Below are 22,806 nucleotides of genomic sequence, written 5' to 3'. Positions count from 1 at the left end.
AACACGGAGCCACAATCGGTTATATCACTCGAGAAAATTGACGTTGACGCATTTGATTGCGTAAATAAACATCGAAACACATACAAATATTTCGAATCAACAAACGGCCTTGAGGGGATACCTTAATTGCTGTATTTGTTATTTCAACTAACCCATCTTCCGCCATCGGTTTTAACAAGGCTAAGTCTTCCGAGAAATATTCTTTAAAGTTAATGGGATAAAGAGATTCAATTTGTGCATATTGAAGCTGAAAATTACAAATTAGCGTCTTAATCACATCTCGACGCAAACAATCGTCATCGGTTAATACTAAACCACGCCACAACGCATGACCTTGCTCTTCAACCTGCGCATAATAAGTTTTTAAATCTTTTTGGTTCTGAGCGTAGCTATCCCCAAGCATGCTGATAGCAGACACGCCTAAACCTAACAAATCACAGTTCCCTTGCGTGGTGTAACCTTGGAAATTACGGTGTAAAACGCCTTCGCGCTGTGCTATCGCTAACTCATCTTGTGGCTTCGCAAAGTGGTCCATACCAATAAATTGATAGCCTTGTGACGTTAATGTCGCGATCGTTTCTTGCAAGATATCGAGTTTTTGCTCTGCGCTCGGTAAATCGTCATCTTTAATTTTACGCTGTGCAGCAAAGAGGTTTGGTAGATGTGCATAATTGAATACGCTCAGGCGGTCAGGCGACAACTCAATCACTTTTTGCAGAGTGAAAGCAAAGCTTTCTGGTGTCTGTTTGGGTAACCCATAAATAAGGTCAATACTCGTTGATGTAAACCCCGTTTCTTTTGCTCGATTAATCAACGCAAAAATGAAATCCTCATCCTGCTCGCGGTTCACCAAGACCTGAACTTCTTTATTAAAATCTTGCACGCCCATACTTAGGCGATTAAATCCTTCACTCCGCAAGTGATCGATCATGTCGAGTTCAATTTCACGCGGATCAACTTCAATCGACATTTCAACATCGTTTGAGAAATGAAAATGTTTTTTTAATAGTGCGACAAGATGGCTCACTTGAGCTTTATCGAGATAGGTTGGAGTTCCTCCTCCCCAATGCATTTGCGTCACAGTGCGATTTTTTAATAGTGCGGCACGCTGAATAATTTCTTTTTCAATAACTTGTAAATATTCATCTGCTTTATGCTTTTGCCGTGTCACTAGCTTATTACAGCCACAAAAATAACAGAGCTTATGGCAGAATGGAATGTGAACATAGAGCGATAATGGATTTTCAGGATAGCGTTGCGTTGCCGCCACGAATGCACGTTCATCATACGACTGATTAAACTCTAAGGCCGTCGGGTATGACGTATAGCGGGGTCCTGAATAATTATATTTTTGGATAAGAGAAAGATCCCAAACGATATTTTGCTCTGACATTAACATTCCTTAATTGGCCGAATGCCGGTTTACAGGCCACATCTTATGTTTTTTTATTGGCTAACTTATATACACGACATAATAACATAAAAGAAATTATAACTTGTGATTGGGCGGTGAGAGTTGATGCAACACCAAAAGTGATACAGTTTGAATGAAATTTGTTCAATACTCCCCCCAGCAAGCAGGGGGAGTGAAAAAGACGCTTATTTACTTTTCAAGATGCGCATAATGTCATCCAGTTTTTCTTCATCTTCCTCTTCTTCTTCATCAGTGAGTTCGATACCCAGAATAGACATCAACTCATCAATACGGTCTAAACAAGTATCAATGTATTTTTGCTCTTCCGTGGTGACCGTTTCACCCTCTTCTAAACGCGCTAATAAGCTATCTAAACGATCGTCCTGCTCCAGCATTTCTAGCTCTTGCTCGGGTGATAATTTCACTTTTGCGACAGGCTCTTTTACTGGCGTCGTACGTGTGGAAACGGCATTTGCATCAACCACCAATGGGACTGGTTTTTTGCTACCAAGGCGTGGGTCAAGGCTGTCGTTTTGCTTGCCAGACTGACTATTAGACGATTTTTCTTGATAGCGAGCCCCCGATTTATTGCCACGATGCTTTTTCTGGCGCTTACGCTCACGCCCTTCTGCATTGAGCTCTTCTTTTGTTTTGCGATACTTTTTCTTCGTTTTGCTAGCAGTTTTACTTGCCGGTTTTTTTGGTGAATTCATGGTCTGATACCTTGATAAGTCAGTTTCTGCTGCGGAATCTAGCAGAATCCCTCAAGCTGTGAAAGCATTTGCGCAGCAATTAAAACGGTTTTTTTGTATTTTGCATGGCAGCTTTGTTGATTATAGCTCGAATTGGCTGTCATAGAGAGGAGTTGATAAACAAAACGGCTCCGACGATTGGAGCCGTTTGATAGGAAAGAAGATTAAGCGTCAACTAAAACCATTTTTAAAATAAATAAAACGGAAACTAAAATGACGCATGGCCCCAACTCGCGCCAGCGGCCGGTACCCACTTTCATTGCGCAATAAGCGATAAAGCCTAACGCGATCCCTTCCGTGATCGAAAAACTAAAGGGCATCATCACCGCAGTAATAAATGCAGGAACTGATTCCGTTAAGTCATCCCATTTCACACGCGTTAAACTTGATGTCATCAACACCCCAACGTAGATCAGCGCGCCAGCTGTCGCATAAGCAGGAACCATACCCGCTAGTGGTGAGATAAACATGGTCAATAGGAATAACACACCAACCACAATGGCAGTTAACCCTGTACGTCCGCCAACCGACACGCCAGAAGAGCTTTCAATATAAGCAGTAACGGAGGAGGTTCCCATCGCCGAACCCGCGACAGAACTGAGGCTGTCGACATAGAGCGCCTGCTTCATGCGAGGGAAAGTTCCACGCGCATCCGTGATCCCAGCTTTATCTGTCACACCAATCATGGTGCCCGAAGAGTCAAATAAGTTAACTAACATAAAAGCAAAAATAACGCCTGATAACGCTAAATCCAAGGATCCCATAATATCAACTTGGCCAACAACGGTCATCACGCTCGGCGGCATAGAGAAGATACCATTGAACTGCACATCCCCTAATGCAAGGCCAATTAAGGTTGTGATCACAATGGAGACCAGCACTGCCGCATGGATATTACGTGCCGCTAGGATCGCAATAATGAAAAAGCCCAAAGCCCCTAACCACACGTTATGTTGGGTAAAGTTACCGATAGAGACGAGTGTATCTGGGTTCGCCACAATAATACCCGAGTTCTTCAGCCCCATCATCGCAATGAACAGTCCGATACCACTGGTGATACCAACGCGTAAACTTAATGGAATATTCGCGATGATCCAATAACGAATACGGAATAGGGTCAAAATGAATAAGCCAACGGCTCCCCAAAATACAGCCCCCATCGCCACTTGCCATGAATACCCCATCGCACTGACGACGACAAACGCAAAAAAAGCATTTAGCCCCATCGCTGGAGCTACTGCGATTGGCAGATTTGCCAACAGCCCCATAAGAATACTGCCTATCGCCGCGATTAAGCAGGTGGTGACGAAAACAGCTTTAATATCCATCCCAGCGACAGATAAGATTTGAGGGTTAACAAAGACAATGTAGACCATTGTGAGAAAGGTGGTGAAGCCCGCAACGACTTCTGTTTTCGCCGTTGTCCCGTGTTCTTGTAATTTAAACACGCGTTGAAACAGACCCTGTTGTTGTCCAGAGCTAGAAGATTGATTACTCATTAGATATAGCGCCCAAAAAAAGTTTTTTTCGCCCTATCCTACAACAAACAAATCGAGAGTGTTACCGTTAAAATGAAAAAAAGAAAACGTTTGCGTAAATCAAAGATCCATAAATGAGTTAACTTACTGATACAACAAGATGAATTGAAATAGACAGTAGAAAAATAAAATTTGCATAAGCAGTGGCGACCCCATCAGCAATCGCCACCTTGAATTGATTAAGATAACGCGAGTAGTTTTTGTCTACGCCAAAATAGCAAGGCACGCTTTGGCGCAAATGGTTTAGCCCCTTGATGACTATTTAAACGTTTTGCCACGAAGTTCGCGATCATCTCTAACGTTAAGCACATAACAAAATAAATAAAGGCAACAAATAAGAAAATTTCGAGTGGATACACCATTTCACGGTTATTCACTTGTGTCGCCAAAAATGACAATTCCGCGACACCAACAATGTAAGCAAGGGAAGTGTCTTTAATCAAAGCCACCCATTGATTAATAAATGAAGGAACCATCATACGTAATGCTTGCGGTAAGACAATTTGCCATAAAACTTGCCAACGGCTAAAGCCTAATGATAATCCGGCCTGCCATTGCCCTTTCCCGATAGCAAGAATACCTGCTTTTACAGCATGAGCTAAATAGGCAGAGGTGATTAATGCGAGCGCACAAACGACCGAAGCGATGCCCGGTATTTCTGTTCCGAGTACCACAGGTAAGAAGAAATAGGTCCAAAAAATTAGCATAATGACTGGAATAGCACGGAAAAAGCCTAAAATAGCCGCGAATAGGTTCATCCAAAACCCTCGTAACATGGCTAATGCAACACCGCTAAGTGTTCCCAGCACAATCGATGCGGCACCCGCAATTAAGCTGATAATCAGTGTAAGGGCTGCACCTTCTATAGGACCATCAGGAAAAGCGCCAAATAACAAATATTGCCAATTTTGTTCAATCACTGAAAAATCCATCTTATACCCCTTCCACTAAATTTCGTTGCGCTCGCCATTGTCCCCAGCCTTCCATAACCGCAATAATGGCGATATACAGCACTGTTGCGAGGCCAAATGCAGTGAATGTTTGTAATGTTTGGCTTTCCACTTGGCGTGAGACGTAAGAGAGCTCAGCAACACCAATTGCCATGGTTAACGACGAGTTCTTAACAACATTCATGTATTGCCCCAGTAAAGGAGGCATGGCGATTTTCACCGCCTGTGGCAACACAACATGTTTCATGGCTTGCCATCCCGTTAAACCAAGTGCAAAGGCTGCATATTTTTGGCCTTGGCGTACACCACGGATCCCTGAGCGTATTTCTTCAGCAATAAATGGTACCGTATATAATGTTAACCCAACAAAACCCGCTAAGAATTCAAATGAAGGCCAGCTCAGCGTGATACCTACCACGTGGATTTCATGCGGTGTATTGAGCCATGCCATCATCTCCGATGATAAAATCTCCCCTGACGCAAAATACCAAAAAAACAGTTGAACCAGTAAAGGTGTATTACGGAAAATGGAAATATACACACTGACCCCCCAACGTAGCGGGGCAATTTGGCTATCCTTTGCCGCGGCAACGACAAAACCTAATAGCGTTGCAGCAATGATGGTACAAACCGAGATCCAAATCGTCAGCAAAAAGCCATAGCCAAACCATTCCAAATACTCAGGAGCCAAAAAATGCTGAGAAAAAAATTCGCCGCTAATAAATTTTTCAAACATAACTGCTGCCTTGTATAACTAAGAACCCCGCAATAATGAGCGGGGTTATTTATTCTGAAGTGCTGATTCAATATATTGAATCGATATATCAGATGGTTATCATTATTTTTGTTGTTCAAGAGGAGCGAATTTGAATTCACCGCGAGGTTGCGCTGCCTTAGTATCAGGGCCAAACCAACGGTTATAAATCTGTTCTGCTTTGCCTTCTTTTTCTAATTTCAACAAGGTGTTATTCACATTTTCGATTAAACGCGTTTCACCTTTTACTGCTGCAACCGCTTGATATTCACGAGTGATACTAAACGGAGATATTTCAAAATCAGCCTTCACTTTTTCTGGCAAGTTACCCAGCAGACCGACTAACTTCGCGTCATCTTGCGTTATCGCTTGGACATTACCATTGCGCAAAGCAGCAAATGCTTGTGGCGTGTCATCATAAGAGATCACTTTCGTATTTGGATAACGCTCACGTAAGGTCACTTCCTGTACCGTGCCTTTATCCGCACCAATACGTAATGGGGCAATATCGTCAGGCGTTTTCAAGACCCCTTTGCGAGCAATAAACTTCTGCCCTGTCGCAAAATCCGGAATCGAGAAATCAACCTGCTTAGCGCGTTCGTCAGTAATTGTGAAATTTGCCCCAATGAGATCAACCTTACCTGATGTCAGTAGAGGAATACGGTTAGCTGGGTTAGTTGGACGCAATTCCAATTTCACGCCGAGGTCATCGGCTATCGCTTGCGCGATATCAACATCATAGCCCGCGAGTTTTTTTGTTTGTGGGTCAATAAAGCCAAATGGTGGATTACTGTCAAACACAGAGATACGAATAACACCAGCTTGCTTAATATCATCCAATTTATCTGCATTGGCGACATTGGCCACCAGCGCAAGGCCTGCAAGTAGTGCGGTAGTTAAAACGCGAGCTTTCATTGAACACCTCTGACGGTAAATTTATGTAAATCGACTACCACAAATTATCAAGGAAGGCTTATCTCTTGAAATACTATTAAATGATATATTTATATCAAAAAAGAATATACGCAGAAAAATAGGTCACCAAGCAATGAAGAGAGTCTGTAAAATGATTCACGTTACCTTTAAGGGTTGTTTGATGCGTACAATCGTTATGAGGACCTTTAATGAGGATGAATAAACGGTTTTTTCTAACTAACTCGTCCGTGTTTAATATCATATGAAAATAGCGTGATAACGGGAGTCTTTTAAAAGATCACCAAAAACCTAAAATCTGCATCACATAAAAACACTCTAAGCATATCGAAATGAACGAAAACGACGCTCAATAACCTCACTCACACGTGTTGACGCTGGCGATAAAAAACAAAACCCCAGTCACACACATAAGTCTGTGACTGGGGTTGGTAATGACAACCAACAATGCGACAACGCAAAGTTTGACCGTTATTTTTTGGTGATCATTTTTTCCAATTGATCGCCACCTACATGACGGAAATCTTGCCCTTTCACATAGTAAAAAATGAATTCGCAAATGTTTTGGCATCGATCTCCGATACGTTCAATCGAACGGGCACAGAACAATGCCGTTAATACACTTGGGATCGTCCTTGGATCTTCCATCATGTACGTCATCAGTTGACGTACTATTCCTTCGTATTCTTGGTCAACTTTTTCATCTTCTCGATAAATCCGAATCGCTTCTTCCAAATCCATTCGCGCAAAAGCATCAAGCACATCATGCAACATTTGTACCGTATGACGCCCTAATGACTCAAGGCTAACCAGCAAAGGTTGATGTTGATGAGAGAATTTTTCTAATGCTGTTTGGCAGATCTTATCGGCAACATCCCCAATTCGTTCGAGTTCAGCGATGGTTTTTGAAATAGCCATAATGAGGCGTAAGTCACTGGCTGTTGGCTGACGCTTAGCAATGATTTTCACGCACTCTTCGTCAATAGCCACTTCCATCATATTCACTTTATGGTCATTTTCGATAACTTCGCGCGCAAGAGCCTCATCCTGATTATGCATGGCAGTGATCGCTTTGGTGAGCTGTTCTTCAACCAGCCCTCCCATTGTCATCAATTCTGTATGGATATGTTCCAATTCAGCATTGAACTGCCCAGAAATATGTTTGTTGTGATTCAGCGTATCCATAATCGGCTCCCTATCAACCGTAACGACCTGTAATATAGTCTTCGGTTTGTTTCTTTTCAGGTGTGGTAAACATCTTGTCTGTGTCATTAAACTCAATCAACTCACCTAAATACATAAAGGCCGTATAATCCGAACAACGTGCAGCCTGTTGCATATTGTGAGTGACAATGACCACGGTATATTCAGATTTGAGTTCGCTGATCAACTCTTCAATACGCCCAGTTGAAATGGGGTCAAGGGCTGAACATGGCTCATCTAATAATAAAACTTCAGGGCGAATAGCGATACCACGAGCGATACACAAGCGCTGTTGCTGACCACCAGAAAGACTATAACCACTTTGATGCAGTTTATCTTTGGTTTCATTCCACAGCGCAGCTTTGGTTAACGCCCACTGAACACGTTCGTCCATCTCAACACGCGATAACTTTTCAAATAAACGGACACCAAAGGCAATGTTGTCATAAATAGACATCGGGAAGGGTGTTGGTTTTTGGAATACCATACCGACTTTGGCACGTAATAACGCGATATCTTGTTTATCAGTCAAAATATTTTGACCGTCTAGCAGAATCTCACCTTCTGCTCGCTGCTCACCGTACAGCTCATACATTTTATTAAAGGTACGCAGCAGCGTTGATTTACCGCAACCGGATGGGCCGATAAATGCGGTGACTTTGTTTTTTTCAATATCTAACGAGATATTTTTTAGTGCGTGGAATTTACCGTAATAAAAGTTAAGGTCACGTACTTGAATTTTACTGTTTGCGATCTGATTTGCATTAATCATGGCAACTTCTCTCTATAAATCTCTATTCAATCCGGGTGTTAGTGTTTTTTCTTAGCAAACACAACGCGTGCGATAATGTTAATTAACAGGACACATAGGGTGATTAATAGAACCCCTGCCCATGCCAGTTGTTGCCATTCCGAGAACGGACTCATCGCAAATTTAAAGATAGTCACAGGCAAGTTAGCAATTGGCTCACTCATATCTGTGCTCCAGAACTGATTCGACAAAGAAGTGAACAGTAATGGTGCGGTTTCACCCGCAATACGAGCAATCGCTAGCAAGATCCCTGTAATAATCCCGGATACAGATGCTTTAAGCGTAATAGATAAAATCATTTTCCATTTTGGCGTACCTAACGCATATGCGGCTTCACGCAAGCTATCCGGCACCAGTTTCAACATATTTTCCGTTGTGCGGATAACAATCGGAATCTGCAACAGTGCTAAAGCGATAACGCCTGCCCAGCCAGAGAAGTGCTGCATTTGTGCAACCACAATGGTATAGACAAACAGACCTACAACAATTGATGGTGCAGATAACAAAATATCATTAATGAAACGCGTTACAGAAGCGAGCCATGATTTACGGCCATACTCTGCCAAATAGATCCCTGCTAAGATACCTAAAGGGGTGCCTATCACCGTTGCCCACAGAATCAACAAGCCACTTCCGACGATGGCGTTAGCGAGGCCACCACCTTCAGTATTCGGTGGCGGAGTCATCTCTGTGAACAAGTTAAGGGACATCCCATCAATCCCTTTGGTCACCGTTGAAAATAAAATCCAAACCAGCCAGAACAGACCAAAGGCCATGGTTAACATTGAAACAAATAAGGCCATTCGGTTAATCTGACGACGCCATGCTTGACGACGGGCACGTTCTTTTTCGTTAATAACAAAATGTTGAGATGTCGACATATTAACGGCCCTCGTTCTTCGCTAAGCGCATAACCATGAGTTTTGATATCGCCAGAACAATGAAGGTGATAACAAAGAGAATTAACCCAAGTTCCATCAGTGCAGCAGTGTGTAATCCACTTTCTGCTTCGGCAAACTCATTCGCTAGTGCTGACGTAATACTGTTTCCTGGCATAAATAACGAGAAGCTATCCAGTTGATAAGTATTTCCGATGACAAAGGTCACCGCCATGGTTTCGCCAAGAGCACGGCCAAGGCCTAACATGACGCCACCAATCACACCATTACGGGTATAAGGTAAAACAATATTCCAGATCACTTCCCATGTGGTACAACCAATACCATATGCCGACTCTTTCATCATGACGGGTGTTTGTTCAAATACGTCACGCATAACGGAGGCAATGTAAGGAATGATCATAATGGCGAGGATAATCCCTGCCGCCAAAATACCAATCCCGAATGCAGGACCCGAGAAAAGCTCACCGACAATCGGGATACTTGACATCACATTGCCGACAGGCTCTTGGAAATATTCAGCAAACAGAGGCGCAAAAACAAATAGCCCCCACATACCGTAAACAATACTTGGAATTGCTGCGAGCAATTCAATCGCAATACCTAAAGGGCGTTTTAACCAGTTAGGAGCCAGTTCCGTTAAGAAAAGTGCAATACCAAAACTGACGGGTACAGCAATAATCAGGGCGATCAATGACGTCACAATGGTGCCATAAATTGGCACTAATGCCCCAAACTCCTCCGCGGGTGCATCCCATTCCTTAGTCCATAAAAACGAAAACCCAAATTTTTGCATACTCGGCCACGAGGCAAAAATAAGGGAAATAATGATGCCACCAAGCATTAACAAAGTGATTAGTGCGGCAATTTTTACCAATGCGCTAAATATCACATCGCCTGACTTGCTCGGTGCTTTAAATGCCGTTGTTTTCTCGGCCATGCGCTTTGTCTCATCCTACACCTACTTTATTAGTAGGATTTAGTTACTACGTCAGAAGGCGGATGTTAATCCTAAGCATCCGCCATCCATTGCCAACCCGAGGTTCACTGATTAAAACAGTGGTTTACCTTGGCTATCTTTAACTTCTGTTTTCCATGCTGCACGTATTGCTGTCACAACTTCTGCGGGTAGTACAGCGTAATCTAATGCTTCAGCTTGTTGACCACCTTTTTCGTAAGCCCAGTTAAAGAAGTCGAGCACCGCTTTTCCTTTTTCTGCATTCGCTTGATCTTTATGAACTAAGATAAATGTGGTGGATGTGATTGGCCATGCATTTTCACCATCACGGTTAGTCAGGTCTTGAGCGAATGACTTAGACCAGTCCACTTTTTTCGCTGCCGCACTGAAGCTTTCACCTGTTGGTGAAACCACCTTACCATCCGCTGAAACGAGTTTAGTATAAGCAAGATTATTCTGTTTTGCATAAGCATATTCAACATAACCGATAGAGCCTGGTAGACGTTGAACGAAGGCTGCAACGCCATCATTACCTTTACCACCTACGCTGTTTTTCGGCCAATTAACCGTTGAACCCGCACCGATGTCATTTTTCCAATTTGAACTCACTTTCGATAAATAGCTAGTGAAGACAAAAGTGGTACCGGAACCATCAGAACGTCTTACTACCGCAATATTTTGGTCTGGTAAGTTAACATCAGGGTTCAGCTTAGCAATTGCGGGGTCATTCCATTTGGTGATTTTGCCAAGATAGATGTCACCCAACGTCGTTCCGTCTAATGTCAATTGACCAGACTGGATACCTTTCACATTAACGGCCAAGACAACGCCGCCGATAACTGTTGGGAACTGGAACAGGCCATCTTGCTTCAATTTTTCATCAGTCAATGGCGCATCAGATGCACCGAAATCAACTGTTTTCGCATTAATTTGTTTAACGCCACCAGAAGAACCGATTCCCTGGTAGTTCACTTTATTACCTGTTTCTTTCTGATAAGAGTCCGCCCACTTAGCGTAAACAGGGGCAGGGAATGTTGCACCCGCGCCAGTTAAGCTTGTGGCAGCAAAAGAAGACATCGCAGTCATTGAAAGAGTTGCTGCCATTACGCTAGCTAAGGTTGTACGCATCATTTTCATAATCCCTCCGGGGATGTATAGAAACAATTAAGTGTAAATTGTTGGTGAAATGTCACGGTAGGAAAAATAGGACAATTTGATGACAACAACATGTCTGATTTATGACAGTTTTATGACAATTGATTATTTTAGCGTATTTATTGAAGCAAAGCGGAAGGCCAATAAAAAAAATTAACAATAAAATCAGATGGTAAGAAATATAATACTCGGCCAATCTGTCATGAGGCAAAAATGACACTCTGTCATAAAAAAGTCGCACAATTCTTTTTTGCCGCCTCTCAGGATCGATCAATACTGCTCTGCTCACCATAGCAAAAAGCGCATACACTTGTCATGAGGGGATAGATAACAGTTCATTGCAAGATACGCGCTTTATGATTTTCTAAGCGCTACAGCAAATAACGATGGTTAAACACCTAACAAGCAAACCGCCATGACGTGCCCATTGACGCGTAAAATGAGCACGTTAGCGACAATAATCGATCTTATATCCAATTTCAAAATACACATAGACCGACATTATTCTTTATTTGCTTTGTGCAGCATATACTCCTTAAGCTCAGCCAGCACTTGCTCCATACCGACTTTCTTTCCCTGAGTTTGAGAGGGCGTCGTCATTTTGTGGATGCCTTTCAGTGGCGGAGGGGGCGGTGGCGTATCGATTGAAGTCACTGAGGTTTCTTCAAGCCCCTCATACTTTTTGGCATTATTGATAAAAACTTGATGATTTTTCAGTTCTGCCAGCACTTGCGTCATACCGGTTTTCTCCCCCTGAGTTTGCGGAGCAACAGCCATTTTGCCAATGCCCAGAAACTTTGCCATCGGCGGAGGGGGCGGTGGCGTATCGGTTGGAGCCACTGAGGTCTCTTCAACTCCCTCACACTTTTTGGCATTATTGATAAAAACCTGATGGTTTTTTAGCTCCGCCAGCACTTGTGCCATGCCGGTTTTTTCCCCCTGAGTTTGCGGAGCAACAGTCATTTTGCCAATACCCAGAAACTTTGCCATCGGCGGAGGGGGCGGTGGCGTATCGGTTGAAGCCACTGCGTTTTTTTCAAGCCCCTCACGCTTTTTGGCATGATTGATAAAAGCCTGACAACTTTTTAGCTCCGCAAACACTTGCCCCATCCCTATTTTCCCTGCTTTTGTTGGTTGAGCAAGCGGAGTACCAAACTCAGGCATTGGCGGCGGTACTGGAATAGATAGCGGTGATTTTGATGTTGCCAATTGATGTTCCGGTGATTGGATAACCGCGGTCAGTTGTCGACCCCACGTCACCGGTGTAGCCACCTTTTTAGGTTCTTGAAAGAACCCTATTATGGTACATCGTGTACGCTTTATTTTTTGAAATAGGGCAGATTGGTCTCCCTTTCCTTCTATCCTCGCGCATGCATTTTGACTTTGAGAAGAACGGATCGTTTTAAAAAAATTAATCTGCATAGATTCACCCAATTATTTTATTTGGATCTATTATCCAAACGAAACAATTGCTGAGTCTTTTATATAACGATTATTTTATTTATAAACGGCATGTTTTATGAGGTAAATAATTAGGAATGAATACAATTTAAGAATATTTTAGTTAAAGAGATGAGATAGGCTGACAGCTCATTTCACTAACAGCCTGTTATTCTTCTTTTTCTTTCAATGGTAACAGCGCGCGAATGGCAAAACCCCCCCGTTCGCTTTTATGAATTTCGATACTGCCCTCATGGGCGTCGACAATACGGCGGATAATCGCTAAGCCAAGGCCTGTTCCCTTATTGCTACGCGCTTTTTCCCCTTGCACAAACGGTTGAAAGAGACGTTGGATATCCTCTTCCTTAATTCCTGCACCATCATCTTCCACTTGGAACCAGACTGAGTCTTCGTTTTTACCACTGCTGACTTTAATCCAACCATTACCATAACGATAGGCATTCACGATCATATTCGTAATTGCCCGCTTAATCGCCAATGGATTGGCATTCACAATCAGATTACCTGGCTCAAATGCCGTTTCAATTTCACCTGTAACACTGCTTTCCGCGGTGACGGCTTCATTTAAGATTGCATTCAGGTCACAGAACTCCATATTCATTTCTTGACCGGTCTTCAGGTAGTCCATGAATTGACCAATGATCGCATCGCACTCTTCAATATCTTTATTGATGGATTCAGCAAGATAACCATCTTCTGGACTCATCATTTCCGTCGCTAAACGTATGCGTGTTAATGGTGTACGGAGGTCGTGGCTGACCCCTGCCATTAATATAGTACGGTCATTTTCAAGTGTTTTGATGCCGGCTGCCATATGGTTAAAGGAGCGAATTGCGGCTCTTACCTCTGCGGCGCCTTTTTCCTGCATAGCAGGCAGAATAACCCCTTTACCTACTTGACCAGCATGGTATTCAAGCTCCAGTAAGGGTTTATTTTGATAACGGATATAGAGCCAAACACCGGCAAAAATAAACAGAAAGATTGCTAATGTATAACGGAATACTAGCGAGAATTGGTTTTGCCCTATTTCGGTCAAAGGTACCCGTACCCAGATATCGGGGGCAAGATAAGACGTTAGCCAAAGAATAGGATATTCGCGGCCAAGTTCTAAACGGGCTTTAGCTTCACCGCCAATATATTCAGACATGTTTTCACTGAGGAAATCATATTCTTTAGCCCAATTTAAGCCTTCTTCCATGGCAGCTGATTGGGCATAAAATGTGATCCCTAACTCATTATAAATCTTTTTACGCAATGCAGGAGAAACCCGCACAGTGGTTCCATCTTGCAGCACCATCTTTTCCGTCATTAAAGTTCGTACTTCATAAGCCAGTACTTTATTAAACTGTTGCAAACTTGGCATCACAACAAAGTTCAATACCACCATATAGCTGGTGACAAGGCTGGCAAACAATAAGGCAACGAACAAAAATAACGAACGAGAAAATGTACTACGGCGAGAGAACCTCAATCGCTTCATGCTTTACTACCGTCCGGTACAAACACGTAACCCAGTCCCCAAACTGTTTGGATATAGCGGGGATGAGCAGGATCTTCTTCAACCATACGGCGTAAACGTGAGATTTGCACGTCAATTGAACGTTCCATCGCACTGTATTCACGGCCTCTCGCCAAGCTCATCAGCTTATCACGAGATAATGGTTCCCTTGGATGCGAAACCAGCACTTTTAGTACGGCAAACTCACCACTGGTTAAAGGCATATTTTCTTCGCCTTGGAACATTTCACGAGTACCAAGGTTAAGTTTAAATTTACCGAATGTGATAATGGCATCATCCTGAGATGGTGCACCAGGTAGTTCGTTTGCTTGACGACGTAATACCGCACGGATACGCGCCAATAATTCACGCGGGTTAAATGGTTTCGGGATGTAGTCATCGGCACCAATTTCTAAACCGACAATACGATCAACTTCTTCACCTTTTGCCGTCACCATAATAATCGGAATCGGATTATTTTGACTACGCAAACGGCGACAAATTGACAGGCCATCTTCACCCGGCAACATTAAATCTAAAACAATAAGATGAATAGATTCTCGCGTGAGGATCCTATCCATTTGTTCTGCATTGGCGGCACTACGTACCTGAAACCCTTGTTCCGTGAGATAGCGTTCTAGTAAGGCACGTAAACGCATATCATCATCGACAACAAGAACTTTATAACTTTCTTGCATTTTGTAGCCCTCAAGATGTGCAATCTATTGAAATTATCTTTAAAAATAAGAGCATACCCACCATTCCCAAAAATTATGGGTGTCACCAAATTCACAGTTATCTAAATGATCGCCTCATCATATTAATGCGTTTTTTCGCTAGCCTGTGATAGTGGTATATAACTTAATTATTTTGCGTATAAGTTAAATATAAAATAGTTAATGCTCTAATTTACCATCAACTTGAAATTTAATGAATAATTTTACGCGTTATAGGGCTAGAGGTTTATAACTAATTTCTAATATCGAATAGGTCACAATCCCCCCCGGCGTGTTGACAGTAATTTCATCGTCAACCTGCTTACCAACTAGTGCTCGAGCTACTGGAGAGTCAATCGAAATCCAATTTTTAGAGGGATTAAATTCGTCAGCACCCACTAACCGGAATATTCTGATATTTTCATCATCATCTTCTAGTTTAACCCATGCCCCAAAAAAAACACGCCCTTCTTGCCGTGGGTCAGGTTCGACAATCCTGAGTTGATCCAATCTTTTAGATAAAAAACGAACTCGACGATCAATTTCTCGCAAGCGTTTTTTGCCGTAAATATATTCCGCATTCTCTGAGCGGTCGCCTTGTGCTGCGGCTTCAGAAACGGATTGGGTCACTCTTGGACGCTCTTCTTTCCAAAGGTACTTAAGTTCTTTGTCCAGAGCATCCCAGCCTTCGCGTGTGATTAACAGACTCTTATTCATAACCTTTATAAATTAGTAAGCAAGTTAGATAATTATAAATTATATACAGAATTATTCTTTGACTTTAATAAAGTTCGCCCTAGAAATTCTGCCTCTGTGCAAGTATAACAGTGCCATAAATTTTTTTATTATTCATTGATTAGGTATTAAAAGCGACATGAATGAAACTCTAAGCCAAATAATTGCAGCAGAGCTACAAGTTCAGACGAAACAGGTATTTTCTGCTATCACACTGCTGGATGAAGGAAACACTGTTCCTTTTATTGCCCGTTATCGTAAAGAAGTGACCGGTGGGCTAGATGATACCCAACTTCGTCAACTGGAGAGCCGTTTAGGGTATCTACGAGAGTTGAATGAGCGTAAGCAAACTATCCTTAAGTCAATAGAAGAACAAGAGAAACTCACCCCTGAACTCGCCGCTGCCATCAACAATACCCTCAATAAAACCGAACTAGAAGACCTTTACTTACCCTTTAAACCTAAACGCCGTACTCGTGGACAAATCGCGATTGAAGCAGGTTTAGAGCCATTAGCGGAAGCCTTATGGCATGACCCTAGCCAATCACCGGATGATTTAGCACAAGCCTATATCAATGAAGAAAAAGGGGTTGCTGACGTCAAAGCGGCACTTGATGGCGCCCGTTATATTTTAATGGAACGTTTCGCTGAAGATGCGACATTATTAGCCAAAGTGCGTGACTATTTGCTAAAAAATGCCCACATTGTTTCCAAAGTTGCTGACGGAAAACAAACGGAGGGAGCAAAATTTAGCGACTATTTTGATCATCAAGAGCCTGTTTCTTCCGTTCCCTCTCACCGCGCATTAGCCATGTTCCGCGGTCGTAATGAAGGGATCTTACAACTGTCACTGAATTGTGACCCACAATTCGAAGAGCCGCCTAAAGAGAGTTACTGTGAAGAAATCATTACACGTCACCTTGATGTTAGGTTAAACAATGCACCAGCCGACCAATGGCGTAAAGCCGTCATCAGTTGGACATGGCGTGTCAAAGTGCTGCTTCATCTTGAAACGGAAATCATGAGTTCCTTGCGAGAAAAAGCAGAAGATGAAGCAATCAATGTATTTGCGCGTAACCTCCATGACCTATTAATGGCCGCACCCGCTGGGATGCGCGCAACGATGGGCCTCGATCCCGGCTTACGTACCGGCGTTAAAGTCGCGGTCGTCGATGCAACAGGTAAACTCATCGCAACAGAGACTATCTATCCACATACGGGGCAAGCAGCGAAAGCCGCCGCCGTGGTTGCTGCCTTATGCCAAAAGCACCAAGTGGAATTGGTGGCCATTGGTAATGGTACCGCTTCTAGAGAGACAGAGCGTTTCTTTGCCGAAGTGCAAAAACAGTATCCTGAAGTGACGGCACAAAAAGTCATTGTGAGTGAAGCGGGCGCATCCGTCTATTCCGCTTCAGAGCTGGCAGCACAAGAGTTCCCAGACCTTGATGTATCACTACGTGGGGCCGTTTCTATCGCGCGTCGTCTGCAAGACCCCCTCGCTGAATTAGTAAAAATCGATCCGAAATCGATTGGCGTTGGTCAGTATCAGCACGACGTCAGCCAAACGCAACTAGCCCGTAAACTCGATGCGGTAGTCGAGGATTGTGTAAACTCAGTCGGGGTTGACTTAAACACGGCATCTGTCGCTTTGCTTACGCGTGTTGCTGGTTTGAGCAAAATGATCGCTCAGAATGTCGTGAATTGGCGAGATGAGAATGGCCGTTTTAACGACCGAAAACAGCTCTTGAAAGTGACTCGTTTAGGGCCAAAAGCCTTTGAACAATGTGCCGGTTTCTTACGTATCACTAACGGTGACAACCCACTTGATGCGTCTGGAGTCCACCCAGAGGCTTATCCTGTCGTTGAAAAAATTCTCGATGCCGTTCGTCAACCTCTCAAAGAGATCATGGGCAACTCACAAGCCTTGAATAGTTTAAGCCCCCATGATTTTACAACAGAGCAGTTTGGTGTTCCTACCGTCACGGATATTATCAAAGAGCTAGATAAACCGGGTCGAGACCCTCGGCCTGAGTTTAAAACGGCAACCTTTGCTGAAGGTGTCGAAACCATGAATGATTTGACATTGGGCATGATCCTTGAAGGCTCAGTCACTAATGTCACTAACTTCGGTGCGTTCGTCGATATCGGTGTTCACCAAGATGGTTTAGTCCATATTTCATCGCTGTCTAACAGTTATGTCGATGACCCGCATAAAGTGGTCAAAGCTGGCGATATTGTAAAAGTCAAAGTGATCGACGTTGATATTCCGCGTAAACGCATCGCGCTCACTATGCGCTTAGATGAGCAACCGGGTGATAGCCATAGTCCATCGCGTAGAACGAACCATTCGCAAGATAGAAACTCACGGAAAACACCGTCGACACCTCGCGATACTTCACGAAAAAATAATAGTTCCGCGGGAAACAGTGCGATGAGCGATGCCCTCGCCGCCGCATTTGGCAAAAAACGCTAAGTCAGACTCCGCAATAAAAACACCTCTACAATCGACTTTCTCTTTGATTGTAGAGGTTTTTAATCCCACCCCGACAATTTCATTACGTTAATATTTAACAAAACGAATACATTAAACTGTTTTTATTTACCTGCACAACTTAGGTTCATCAATCCGAAGTGCCCGTATACTCAATGCTTAGTTGATCCATATCAATTCAGCTTGACGAAAAAAGAGGCTAAATATAGTGAATAGTTGATGATTATAATTCTCATTATTAATTAGATTTATTACTACTTACTGTCTTTTTTGGTCCATAAAAAATTATATTTTTAATAATTATCATTACTACTCATGATAAACGGAAGGCGTTATGTCATTACTTCCTCAACATAGCTACAAAATACTCGGTTTCTCACCACAGATAAGCCCCGCTTACCGACAAAAATTGCTTTCACTTGGTCTATTACCCGGCTCTATCTTTAAGGTGGTGCGTTGTGCTCCTTTCGGTGATCCGATTCAAATCGAAACACATCGAGTGAGTCTTGTATTACGCAAAAAAGATTTAGCGTTACTTAACCTTGACGAAACCACAGCCACCTAACATCACGGATTACTGCACCAGGTCGTTATCTTAAATTTTTATTACTGGTAAACACTATGAAACCATTAACTATCGGTCTAATTGGCAATCCAAACGCAGGTAAGACCACACTGTTTAACCAATTAACAGGGTCTCGCCAACGTGTTGGTAACTGGGCAGGGGTGACTGTCGAAAGAAAGGTTGGGCGCTTTAATACAACGCAACATCATATTGAGTTAGTCGACCTACCGGGGACTTACTCTTTAACAACGATTTCTGAGCAAACATCGCTGGATGAGCAAATCGCGTGCTATTTTATCCTCAGCGGTGAAGCCGATATGCTCATCAACGTCGTAGATGCCTCTAATTTAGAGCGTAATCTCTATCTGACATTACAATTAGTTGAATTAGGCGTGCCCTGTATTGTGGCGCTGAATATGCTGGACATCGCACAAAGCCAACATATTGAAATCGATGTGGAAAAATTACAGCAACAATTAGGCTGCCCTGTTATTCCTTTAGTTTCAACTCGAGCAACGGGCATTGATAAGCTCAAACAAGCTATTGATAATCACCCACAAAATAACATGACAGCCTTGGTTGAGTATCCCACGGCGCTATTACAAGCGGTCGATACATTATCAGAACAAATTTCAGCACAACAATTCAGTCAACAGCAGCGTCGTTGGCTGGCGTTGCAAATTCTTGAAGGTGATATTTATAGTCGCCAACGTGCAAATATTACAGAAGCACAACTACATGCTACTCAGCAAAACTTAAAAAATAGCTTAAATGAAGAACCTGAACTGCTAATAGCGGATGCGCGTTATCAATCCATCGCCGCTATCTGTGAAAAAGCGATAAACAATAGTGCTGCTGAACCTAATCAATTAACTCAGTCACTGGATAAAATTATTTTAAATCGTTGGCTTGGGGTGCCGATTTTCCTATTTGTCATGTATCTGATGTTTGTTCTGGCCATTAATATTGGCGGTGCACTACAACCGTTCTTTGAAGGGGCTTCAGAAGCCATTTTTATTCATGGCATACAATGGATTGGTGATTATTTTAGTTTCCCTGATTGGCTAACAGTATTCCTCGCCCAAGGGATTGGTGGAGGTATTAATACCGTTCTCCCACTCGTACCGCAAATCGGTATGATGTACCTATTTTTATCGGTCTTAGAAGATTCAGGCTATATGGCTCGCGCCGCATTTGTGATGGACAGGTTAATGCAAGCGTTAGGCCTACCCGGTAAATCCTTCGTACCACTGATTGTTGGCTTTGGTTGTAACGTTCCTTCTATTATGGGGGCGCGTACACTGGATGCACCACGTGAACGTTTAATTACCGTGCTCATGGCACCGTTTATGTCCTGTGGTGCACGTTTGGCAATTTTTGCCGTATTTGCGGCGGCATTCTTTGGTAAAAATGGGGCGAGTATTGTTTTTTCACTCTACATTTTGGGGATCGTGGTGGCTATCTTAACGGGTCTCCTGCTCAAACATACACTCATGCGTGGTGAAGCTTCCCCCTTTGTCATGGAACTACCGGTTTATCATGTTCCACACCTTAAAACCTTATTGATCCAAACATGGCAGCGCTTAAAAGGGTTTGTGGTTCGTGCAGGTAAAGTGATCGTTATCGCCAGTATGTTTATTGGTGCCTTGAATAGTTTCTCTTTATCCGGCAAACCCGTTGATAATATTAATGACTCTGCTTTAGCTTCCGTCAGTAAAGTGATCACGCCTGTTTTACAACCGATTGGGGTGCACACAGATAACTGGCAAGCCACAGTGGGCTTAATTACGGGGGCAATGGCAAAAGAGGTCGTTGTGGGGACCTTAAACACCCTGTATACCGCGGAAAGTATTACGGCAGAACCTTTCGATGCTGAGTCATTTGATTTGCTAGCAGAACTTGAAGATGCAGTAGTCGAAACATGGGATAGCTTGAAAGAGACCTTTACCCTAAGTGCCCTTTCAAATCCTATCGAAGCCAGTAAAGGTGATGGCGAAATGGAATCCGGTTCGATGGGAACCATGGCGGCTAAATTTGGTTCTGACATCGCGGCATACAGCTACCTCATCTTTGTGTTGCTGTATGTCCCGTGTGTTTCGGTTATGGGAGCCATTGCGCGAGAAACCAATAAAAGCTGGATGAGCTTCTCGATTTTATGGGGACTCAATGTCGCTTACAGTTTAGCGGCTCTATTTTACCAAACCGCGACATTCAGCCTGCATCCACAAAGTAGCTTAATAACCATTGTTACAGTCATTATATTTAATATGGTGCTCTTTGCCTTATTACGCCGAGCGCGCAGTCGAGTCACTCTGAATTTAGCCAGTGCTACCGCTAAATCATGTTCCGATTGCTCAGGCAAAACGTGTCACTAAGGGGTTAATCATGGTCAGCTTGTTACAAATCAGAGACTTAATTGCACTGTATGGGCAAGCTGACATTGACTTACTCTGTAAACACTCCCATGCGCCTCAACCTATGGTGCAAGCCATGTTGGAAAAGTTAGTCGCGATGGGAAAATTAGAAAAAGTGGATGTTAGTGCTTGTTTAACCAGCACAAGTTGTAAAGGTTGCCCCGAAAGTACCGGCTGTTCACACCCTATCTATAAAATCAAATAACAGATTATTGAGAGAGCAATAATATTTTGGCATTGTCTCTTTTTTAAAGTTTTCATCAAGCTGATCACTAAAATACATCATCTCATTCAATGAAAAAGAGGATGTATTTATGCCACACTTTGATAAACAATTATTTGTAAATCACACCGAAAACTACTTTCGCCAACAGAACCAAACGATCCCACCAGAAGCACAATATAACTTAAGTAAAGGACTTACCGCTTACTTCCTGATCACCTCAGTCAAAAATAAAGGGAATAGTTATATTAACTTATTATCTCATGCTCAAAATTATCTTAAATCTGATGGCAGGTCACAAAGTAAAACGGCTATTTCTCATGAGTTAATGACCGCAAGTATCCAAAAAATACTCGAAACTCAGAAACCATTAGATAAAATAAAACGCTATCAAGAGTACTATTCCTGTTCCGCTAAGATTGAGGGTAAAGCGTTAACCCCCGAACAGTCACTCATAAAACATAAAAGAGCGGATGCGAGTAACCCGCATAATCCATTCGTGCAACACCAACATTTTGAAAAGTATAATGACAGAGTTCATCAATTAGCATATCAATATTTCGTAGCACTAAAATTTAAAGTGCTGCACAACGTTAATAAATTACCCCCCTCTTTAAGCCACATTTTCTTTGAAAAACTGGAAAATAGTGTTGTCGGTAATCTTGCAGAATTGGTTCGAAAGCCTAATGATGCGTTAATACAAGCCTGTCTTAATATCGCCGCAGAGCAAATGCGCTGCCCTAAATTAAAACAGTATGATCAATCGATGAAAGAAAATGGTTTAAACGCAGAAAGCAAGACAACGTTAACCTATTTATTTCAAATCAGCGCTCCCGTAGACATTGAGAATATGCTACGTGAAGACGCCCAGCTTGCCAAAACCAGCCGTAAAGAAACAGGGATACAAATTTTTATCGGTGAAGATACCTTAGCGGGTTATATTCGTAAGGATCCTAAAAAGGATACCCCCCTTTTTACACTCTTTGACCCTAATGTGGGCATCAAGACCTTCAATAACTTAGATACCTTTTTGAATAGCCTAATCACGAAAGCCAAAACCTATAGCCATCAACATGGCCTTTCAATTGACACATTGAAATACAAAAAGTTTTATCACATTCGTCCATCGGTCAACCAACCGCAATCGTTCAATCGGCATGCAACCGCTTTTGAACCTTCTGCTCCTCCATTCCGCTTTGAACCATCGGCTCCCCCAAGCGAGTTAGTGATGAGGGAGTCAAACGCCTCCCATACGCCTGCACCACTGCCCTCTTATGACAGTCTTTTTAGTTCATAACCTGTTTGTTATCGCTAGTCAGTGGTCTTTTGACCACTG

At 42.8% G+C, this 22,806-nt stretch carries 20 protein-coding genes; 5 read left to right on the top strand and 15 right to left on the bottom strand.

Annotated features, from left to right (window positions below; translation table 11 throughout):
* Positions 1 to 19 precede the first annotated feature (19 nt).
* The 15 genes from hemN to greB all read right to left on the bottom strand — a co-directional run bounded on the left by hemN (position 20) and on the right by greB (position 15,759).
* Positions 20 to 1,393 carry an oxygen-independent coproporphyrinogen III oxidase gene (gene hemN / locus ACWPW6_RS01255; RefSeq protein WP_154624399.1) on the bottom strand — a complete coding sequence of 458 codons (1,374 nt, stop codon included), beginning with the start codon at positions 1,391 to 1,393 and terminating at the stop codon, positions 20 to 22.
* A gap of 206 nt (positions 1,394 to 1,599) precedes the next feature.
* Positions 1,600 to 2,127, bottom strand: coding sequence for a Der GTPase-activating protein YihI (gene yihI, locus ACWPW6_RS01250; RefSeq protein WP_154624398.1), 528 nt, complete (start codon positions 2,125 to 2,127; stop codon positions 1,600 to 1,602).
* Positions 2,128 to 2,330: 203 nt separating this feature from the next.
* On the bottom strand, positions 2,331 to 3,665 hold the full coding sequence (locus tag ACWPW6_RS01245; RefSeq protein ID WP_154624397.1) for an NCS2 family permease: 1,335 nt from the start codon (positions 3,663 to 3,665) through the stop codon (positions 2,331 to 2,333).
* Positions 3,666 to 3,883: 218 nt separating this feature from the next.
* Positions 3,884 to 4,636, bottom strand: a complete 753-nt coding sequence (locus tag ACWPW6_RS01240; RefSeq protein WP_154624396.1) for an amino acid ABC transporter permease — start codon at positions 4,634 to 4,636, stop codon at positions 3,884 to 3,886.
* Between the two features lies 1 nt (position 4,637).
* The gene (locus ACWPW6_RS01235; RefSeq protein WP_154624395.1) at positions 4,638 to 5,390 is read right to left on the bottom strand and encodes an amino acid ABC transporter permease; all 753 of its coding nucleotides are present in this window, start codon (positions 5,388 to 5,390) and stop codon (positions 4,638 to 4,640) included.
* Positions 5,391 to 5,492: 102 nt separating this feature from the next.
* On the bottom strand, positions 5,493 to 6,323 hold the full coding sequence (locus tag ACWPW6_RS01230; protein WP_154624394.1) for an ABC transporter substrate-binding protein: 831 nt from the start codon (positions 6,321 to 6,323) through the stop codon (positions 5,493 to 5,495).
* 489 nt (positions 6,324 to 6,812) lie between these two features.
* Positions 6,813 to 7,526 carry a phosphate signaling complex protein PhoU gene (gene phoU, locus ACWPW6_RS01225; protein WP_154624393.1) on the bottom strand — a complete coding sequence of 238 codons (714 nt, stop codon included), beginning with the start codon at positions 7,524 to 7,526 and terminating at the stop codon, positions 6,813 to 6,815.
* Positions 7,527 to 7,539: 13 nt separating this feature from the next.
* Positions 7,540 to 8,316, bottom strand: coding sequence for a phosphate ABC transporter ATP-binding protein PstB (pstB, locus tag ACWPW6_RS01220; RefSeq protein ID WP_154624392.1), 777 nt, complete (start codon positions 8,314 to 8,316; stop codon positions 7,540 to 7,542).
* A gap of 38 nt (positions 8,317 to 8,354) precedes the next feature.
* Positions 8,355 to 9,236: a phosphate ABC transporter permease PstA gene (pstA, locus tag ACWPW6_RS01215; RefSeq protein ID WP_154624391.1), complete on the bottom strand. Its 882-nt coding sequence runs from the start codon at positions 9,234 to 9,236 to the stop codon at positions 8,355 to 8,357.
* Position 9,237: 1 nt separating this feature from the next.
* The gene (gene pstC, locus ACWPW6_RS01210) at positions 9,238 to 10,194 is read right to left on the bottom strand and encodes a phosphate ABC transporter permease PstC (protein ID WP_154624390.1); all 957 of its coding nucleotides are present in this window, start codon (positions 10,192 to 10,194) and stop codon (positions 9,238 to 9,240) included.
* A gap of 111 nt (positions 10,195 to 10,305) precedes the next feature.
* Positions 10,306 to 11,349: a phosphate ABC transporter substrate-binding protein PstS gene (gene pstS, locus ACWPW6_RS01205; protein ID WP_154624389.1), complete on the bottom strand. Its 1,044-nt coding sequence runs from the start codon at positions 11,347 to 11,349 to the stop codon at positions 10,306 to 10,308.
* Positions 11,350 to 11,868: 519 nt separating this feature from the next.
* A complete protein-coding gene (locus ACWPW6_RS01200; RefSeq protein ID WP_249999675.1) occupies positions 11,869 to 12,789 on the bottom strand; it encodes a hypothetical protein in 921 nt (306 codons plus the stop codon).
* A gap of 187 nt (positions 12,790 to 12,976) precedes the next feature.
* On the bottom strand, positions 12,977 to 14,308 hold the full coding sequence (gene envZ, locus ACWPW6_RS01195) for a two-component system sensor histidine kinase EnvZ (protein ID WP_249999673.1): 1,332 nt from the start codon (positions 14,306 to 14,308) through the stop codon (positions 12,977 to 12,979).
* The gene (gene ompR, locus ACWPW6_RS01190; RefSeq protein WP_004923581.1) at positions 14,305 to 15,024 is read right to left on the bottom strand and encodes an osmolarity response regulator transcription factor OmpR; all 720 of its coding nucleotides are present in this window, start codon (positions 15,022 to 15,024) and stop codon (positions 14,305 to 14,307) included. Before ompR ends, envZ begins: the two co-directional genes overlap by 4 nt.
* 249 nt (positions 15,025 to 15,273) lie before the next feature.
* Positions 15,274 to 15,759, bottom strand: coding sequence for a transcription elongation factor GreB (greB, locus tag ACWPW6_RS01185; protein WP_154624386.1), 486 nt, complete (start codon positions 15,757 to 15,759; stop codon positions 15,274 to 15,276).
* A 157-nt stretch (positions 15,760 to 15,916) separates the two neighbouring features.
* On the opposite strand from greB, the gene ACWPW6_RS01180 reads away from it, so the two are divergent.
* The 5 genes from ACWPW6_RS01180 to ACWPW6_RS01160 all read left to right on the top strand — a co-directional run bounded on the left by ACWPW6_RS01180 (position 15,917) and on the right by ACWPW6_RS01160 (position 22,767).
* Positions 15,917 to 18,250, top strand: coding sequence for a Tex family protein (locus ACWPW6_RS01180; RefSeq protein ID WP_249999671.1), 2,334 nt, complete (start codon positions 15,917 to 15,919; stop codon positions 18,248 to 18,250).
* Between the two features lie 352 nt (positions 18,251 to 18,602).
* On the top strand, positions 18,603 to 18,833 hold the full coding sequence (feoA, locus tag ACWPW6_RS01175; RefSeq protein ID WP_154622219.1) for a ferrous iron transporter A: 231 nt from the start codon (positions 18,603 to 18,605) through the stop codon (positions 18,831 to 18,833).
* 56 nt (positions 18,834 to 18,889) lie between these two features.
* A complete protein-coding gene (feoB, locus tag ACWPW6_RS01170) occupies positions 18,890 to 21,208 on the top strand; it encodes a Fe(2+) transporter permease subunit FeoB (RefSeq protein WP_154622220.1) in 2,319 nt (772 codons plus the stop codon).
* Between the two features lie 10 nt (positions 21,209 to 21,218).
* Complete coding sequence (locus tag ACWPW6_RS01165) at positions 21,219 to 21,452, top strand: FeoC-like transcriptional regulator (RefSeq protein ID WP_154622221.1); 234 nt, start codon at positions 21,219 to 21,221, stop codon at positions 21,450 to 21,452.
* Positions 21,453 to 21,561: 109 nt separating this feature from the next.
* Complete coding sequence (locus ACWPW6_RS01160) at positions 21,562 to 22,767, top strand: hypothetical protein (RefSeq protein WP_249999669.1); 1,206 nt, start codon at positions 21,562 to 21,564, stop codon at positions 22,765 to 22,767.
* Positions 22,768 to 22,806: the final 39 nt, after the last annotated feature.

It is taken from the genome of Providencia sp. Marseille-Q8014, assembly GCF_965112055.1.
Note: the sequence above shows the minus strand (reverse complement) of the source record. Positions and strands in the feature narration are given on the sequence as shown.

Excerpts from the sequence above, each read along its gene's own strand:
- hemN (WP_154624399.1), bottom strand. The coding sequence starts at position 1,393 with ATGTCAGAGCAAAATATCGTTTGGGATCTTTCTCTTATCCAAAAATAT.
- phoU (WP_154624393.1), bottom strand. The coding sequence starts at position 7,526 with ATGGATACGCTGAATCACAACAAACATATTTCTGGGCAGTTCAATGCT.
- ACWPW6_RS01230 (WP_154624394.1), bottom strand. The coding sequence starts at position 6,323 with ATGAAAGCTCGCGTTTTAACTACCGCACTACTTGCAGGCCTTGCGCTG.
- ACWPW6_RS01180 (WP_249999671.1), top strand. The coding sequence starts at position 15,917 with ATGAATGAAACTCTAAGCCAAATAATTGCAGCAGAGCTACAAGTTCAG.
- ACWPW6_RS01165 (WP_154622221.1), top strand. The coding sequence starts at position 21,219 with ATGGTCAGCTTGTTACAAATCAGAGACTTAATTGCACTGTATGGGCAA.
- ompR (WP_004923581.1), bottom strand. The coding sequence starts at position 15,024 with ATGCAAGAAAGTTATAAAGTTCTTGTTGTCGATGATGATATGCGTTTA.
- pstS (WP_154624389.1), bottom strand. The coding sequence starts at position 11,349 with ATGAAAATGATGCGTACAACCTTAGCTAGCGTAATGGCAGCAACTCTT.
- ACWPW6_RS01245 (WP_154624397.1), bottom strand. The coding sequence starts at position 3,665 with ATGAGTAATCAATCTTCTAGCTCTGGACAACAACAGGGTCTGTTTCAA.
- feoA (WP_154622219.1), top strand. The coding sequence starts at position 18,603 with ATGTCATTACTTCCTCAACATAGCTACAAAATACTCGGTTTCTCACCA.
- ACWPW6_RS01160 (WP_249999669.1), top strand. The coding sequence starts at position 21,562 with ATGCCACACTTTGATAAACAATTATTTGTAAATCACACCGAAAACTAC.
- yihI (WP_154624398.1), bottom strand. The coding sequence starts at position 2,127 with ATGAATTCACCAAAAAAACCGGCAAGTAAAACTGCTAGCAAAACGAAG.
- pstA (WP_154624391.1), bottom strand. The coding sequence starts at position 9,236 with ATGTCGACATCTCAACATTTTGTTATTAACGAAAAAGAACGTGCCCGT.
- feoB (WP_154622220.1), top strand. The coding sequence starts at position 18,890 with ATGAAACCATTAACTATCGGTCTAATTGGCAATCCAAACGCAGGTAAG.
- ACWPW6_RS01235 (WP_154624395.1), bottom strand. The coding sequence starts at position 5,390 with ATGTTTGAAAAATTTATTAGCGGCGAATTTTTTTCTCAGCATTTTTTG.
- pstB (WP_154624392.1), bottom strand. The coding sequence starts at position 8,316 with ATGATTAATGCAAATCAGATCGCAAACAGTAAAATTCAAGTACGTGAC.
- ACWPW6_RS01200 (WP_249999675.1), bottom strand. The coding sequence starts at position 12,789 with ATGCAGATTAATTTTTTTAAAACGATCCGTTCTTCTCAAAGTCAAAAT.
- pstC (WP_154624390.1), bottom strand. The coding sequence starts at position 10,194 with ATGGCCGAGAAAACAACGGCATTTAAAGCACCGAGCAAGTCAGGCGAT.
- greB (WP_154624386.1), bottom strand. The coding sequence starts at position 15,759 with ATGAATAAGAGTCTGTTAATCACACGCGAAGGCTGGGATGCTCTGGAC.
- ACWPW6_RS01240 (WP_154624396.1), bottom strand. The coding sequence starts at position 4,636 with ATGGATTTTTCAGTGATTGAACAAAATTGGCAATATTTGTTATTTGGC.
- envZ (WP_249999673.1), bottom strand. The coding sequence starts at position 14,308 with ATGAAGCGATTGAGGTTCTCTCGCCGTAGTACATTTTCTCGTTCGTTA.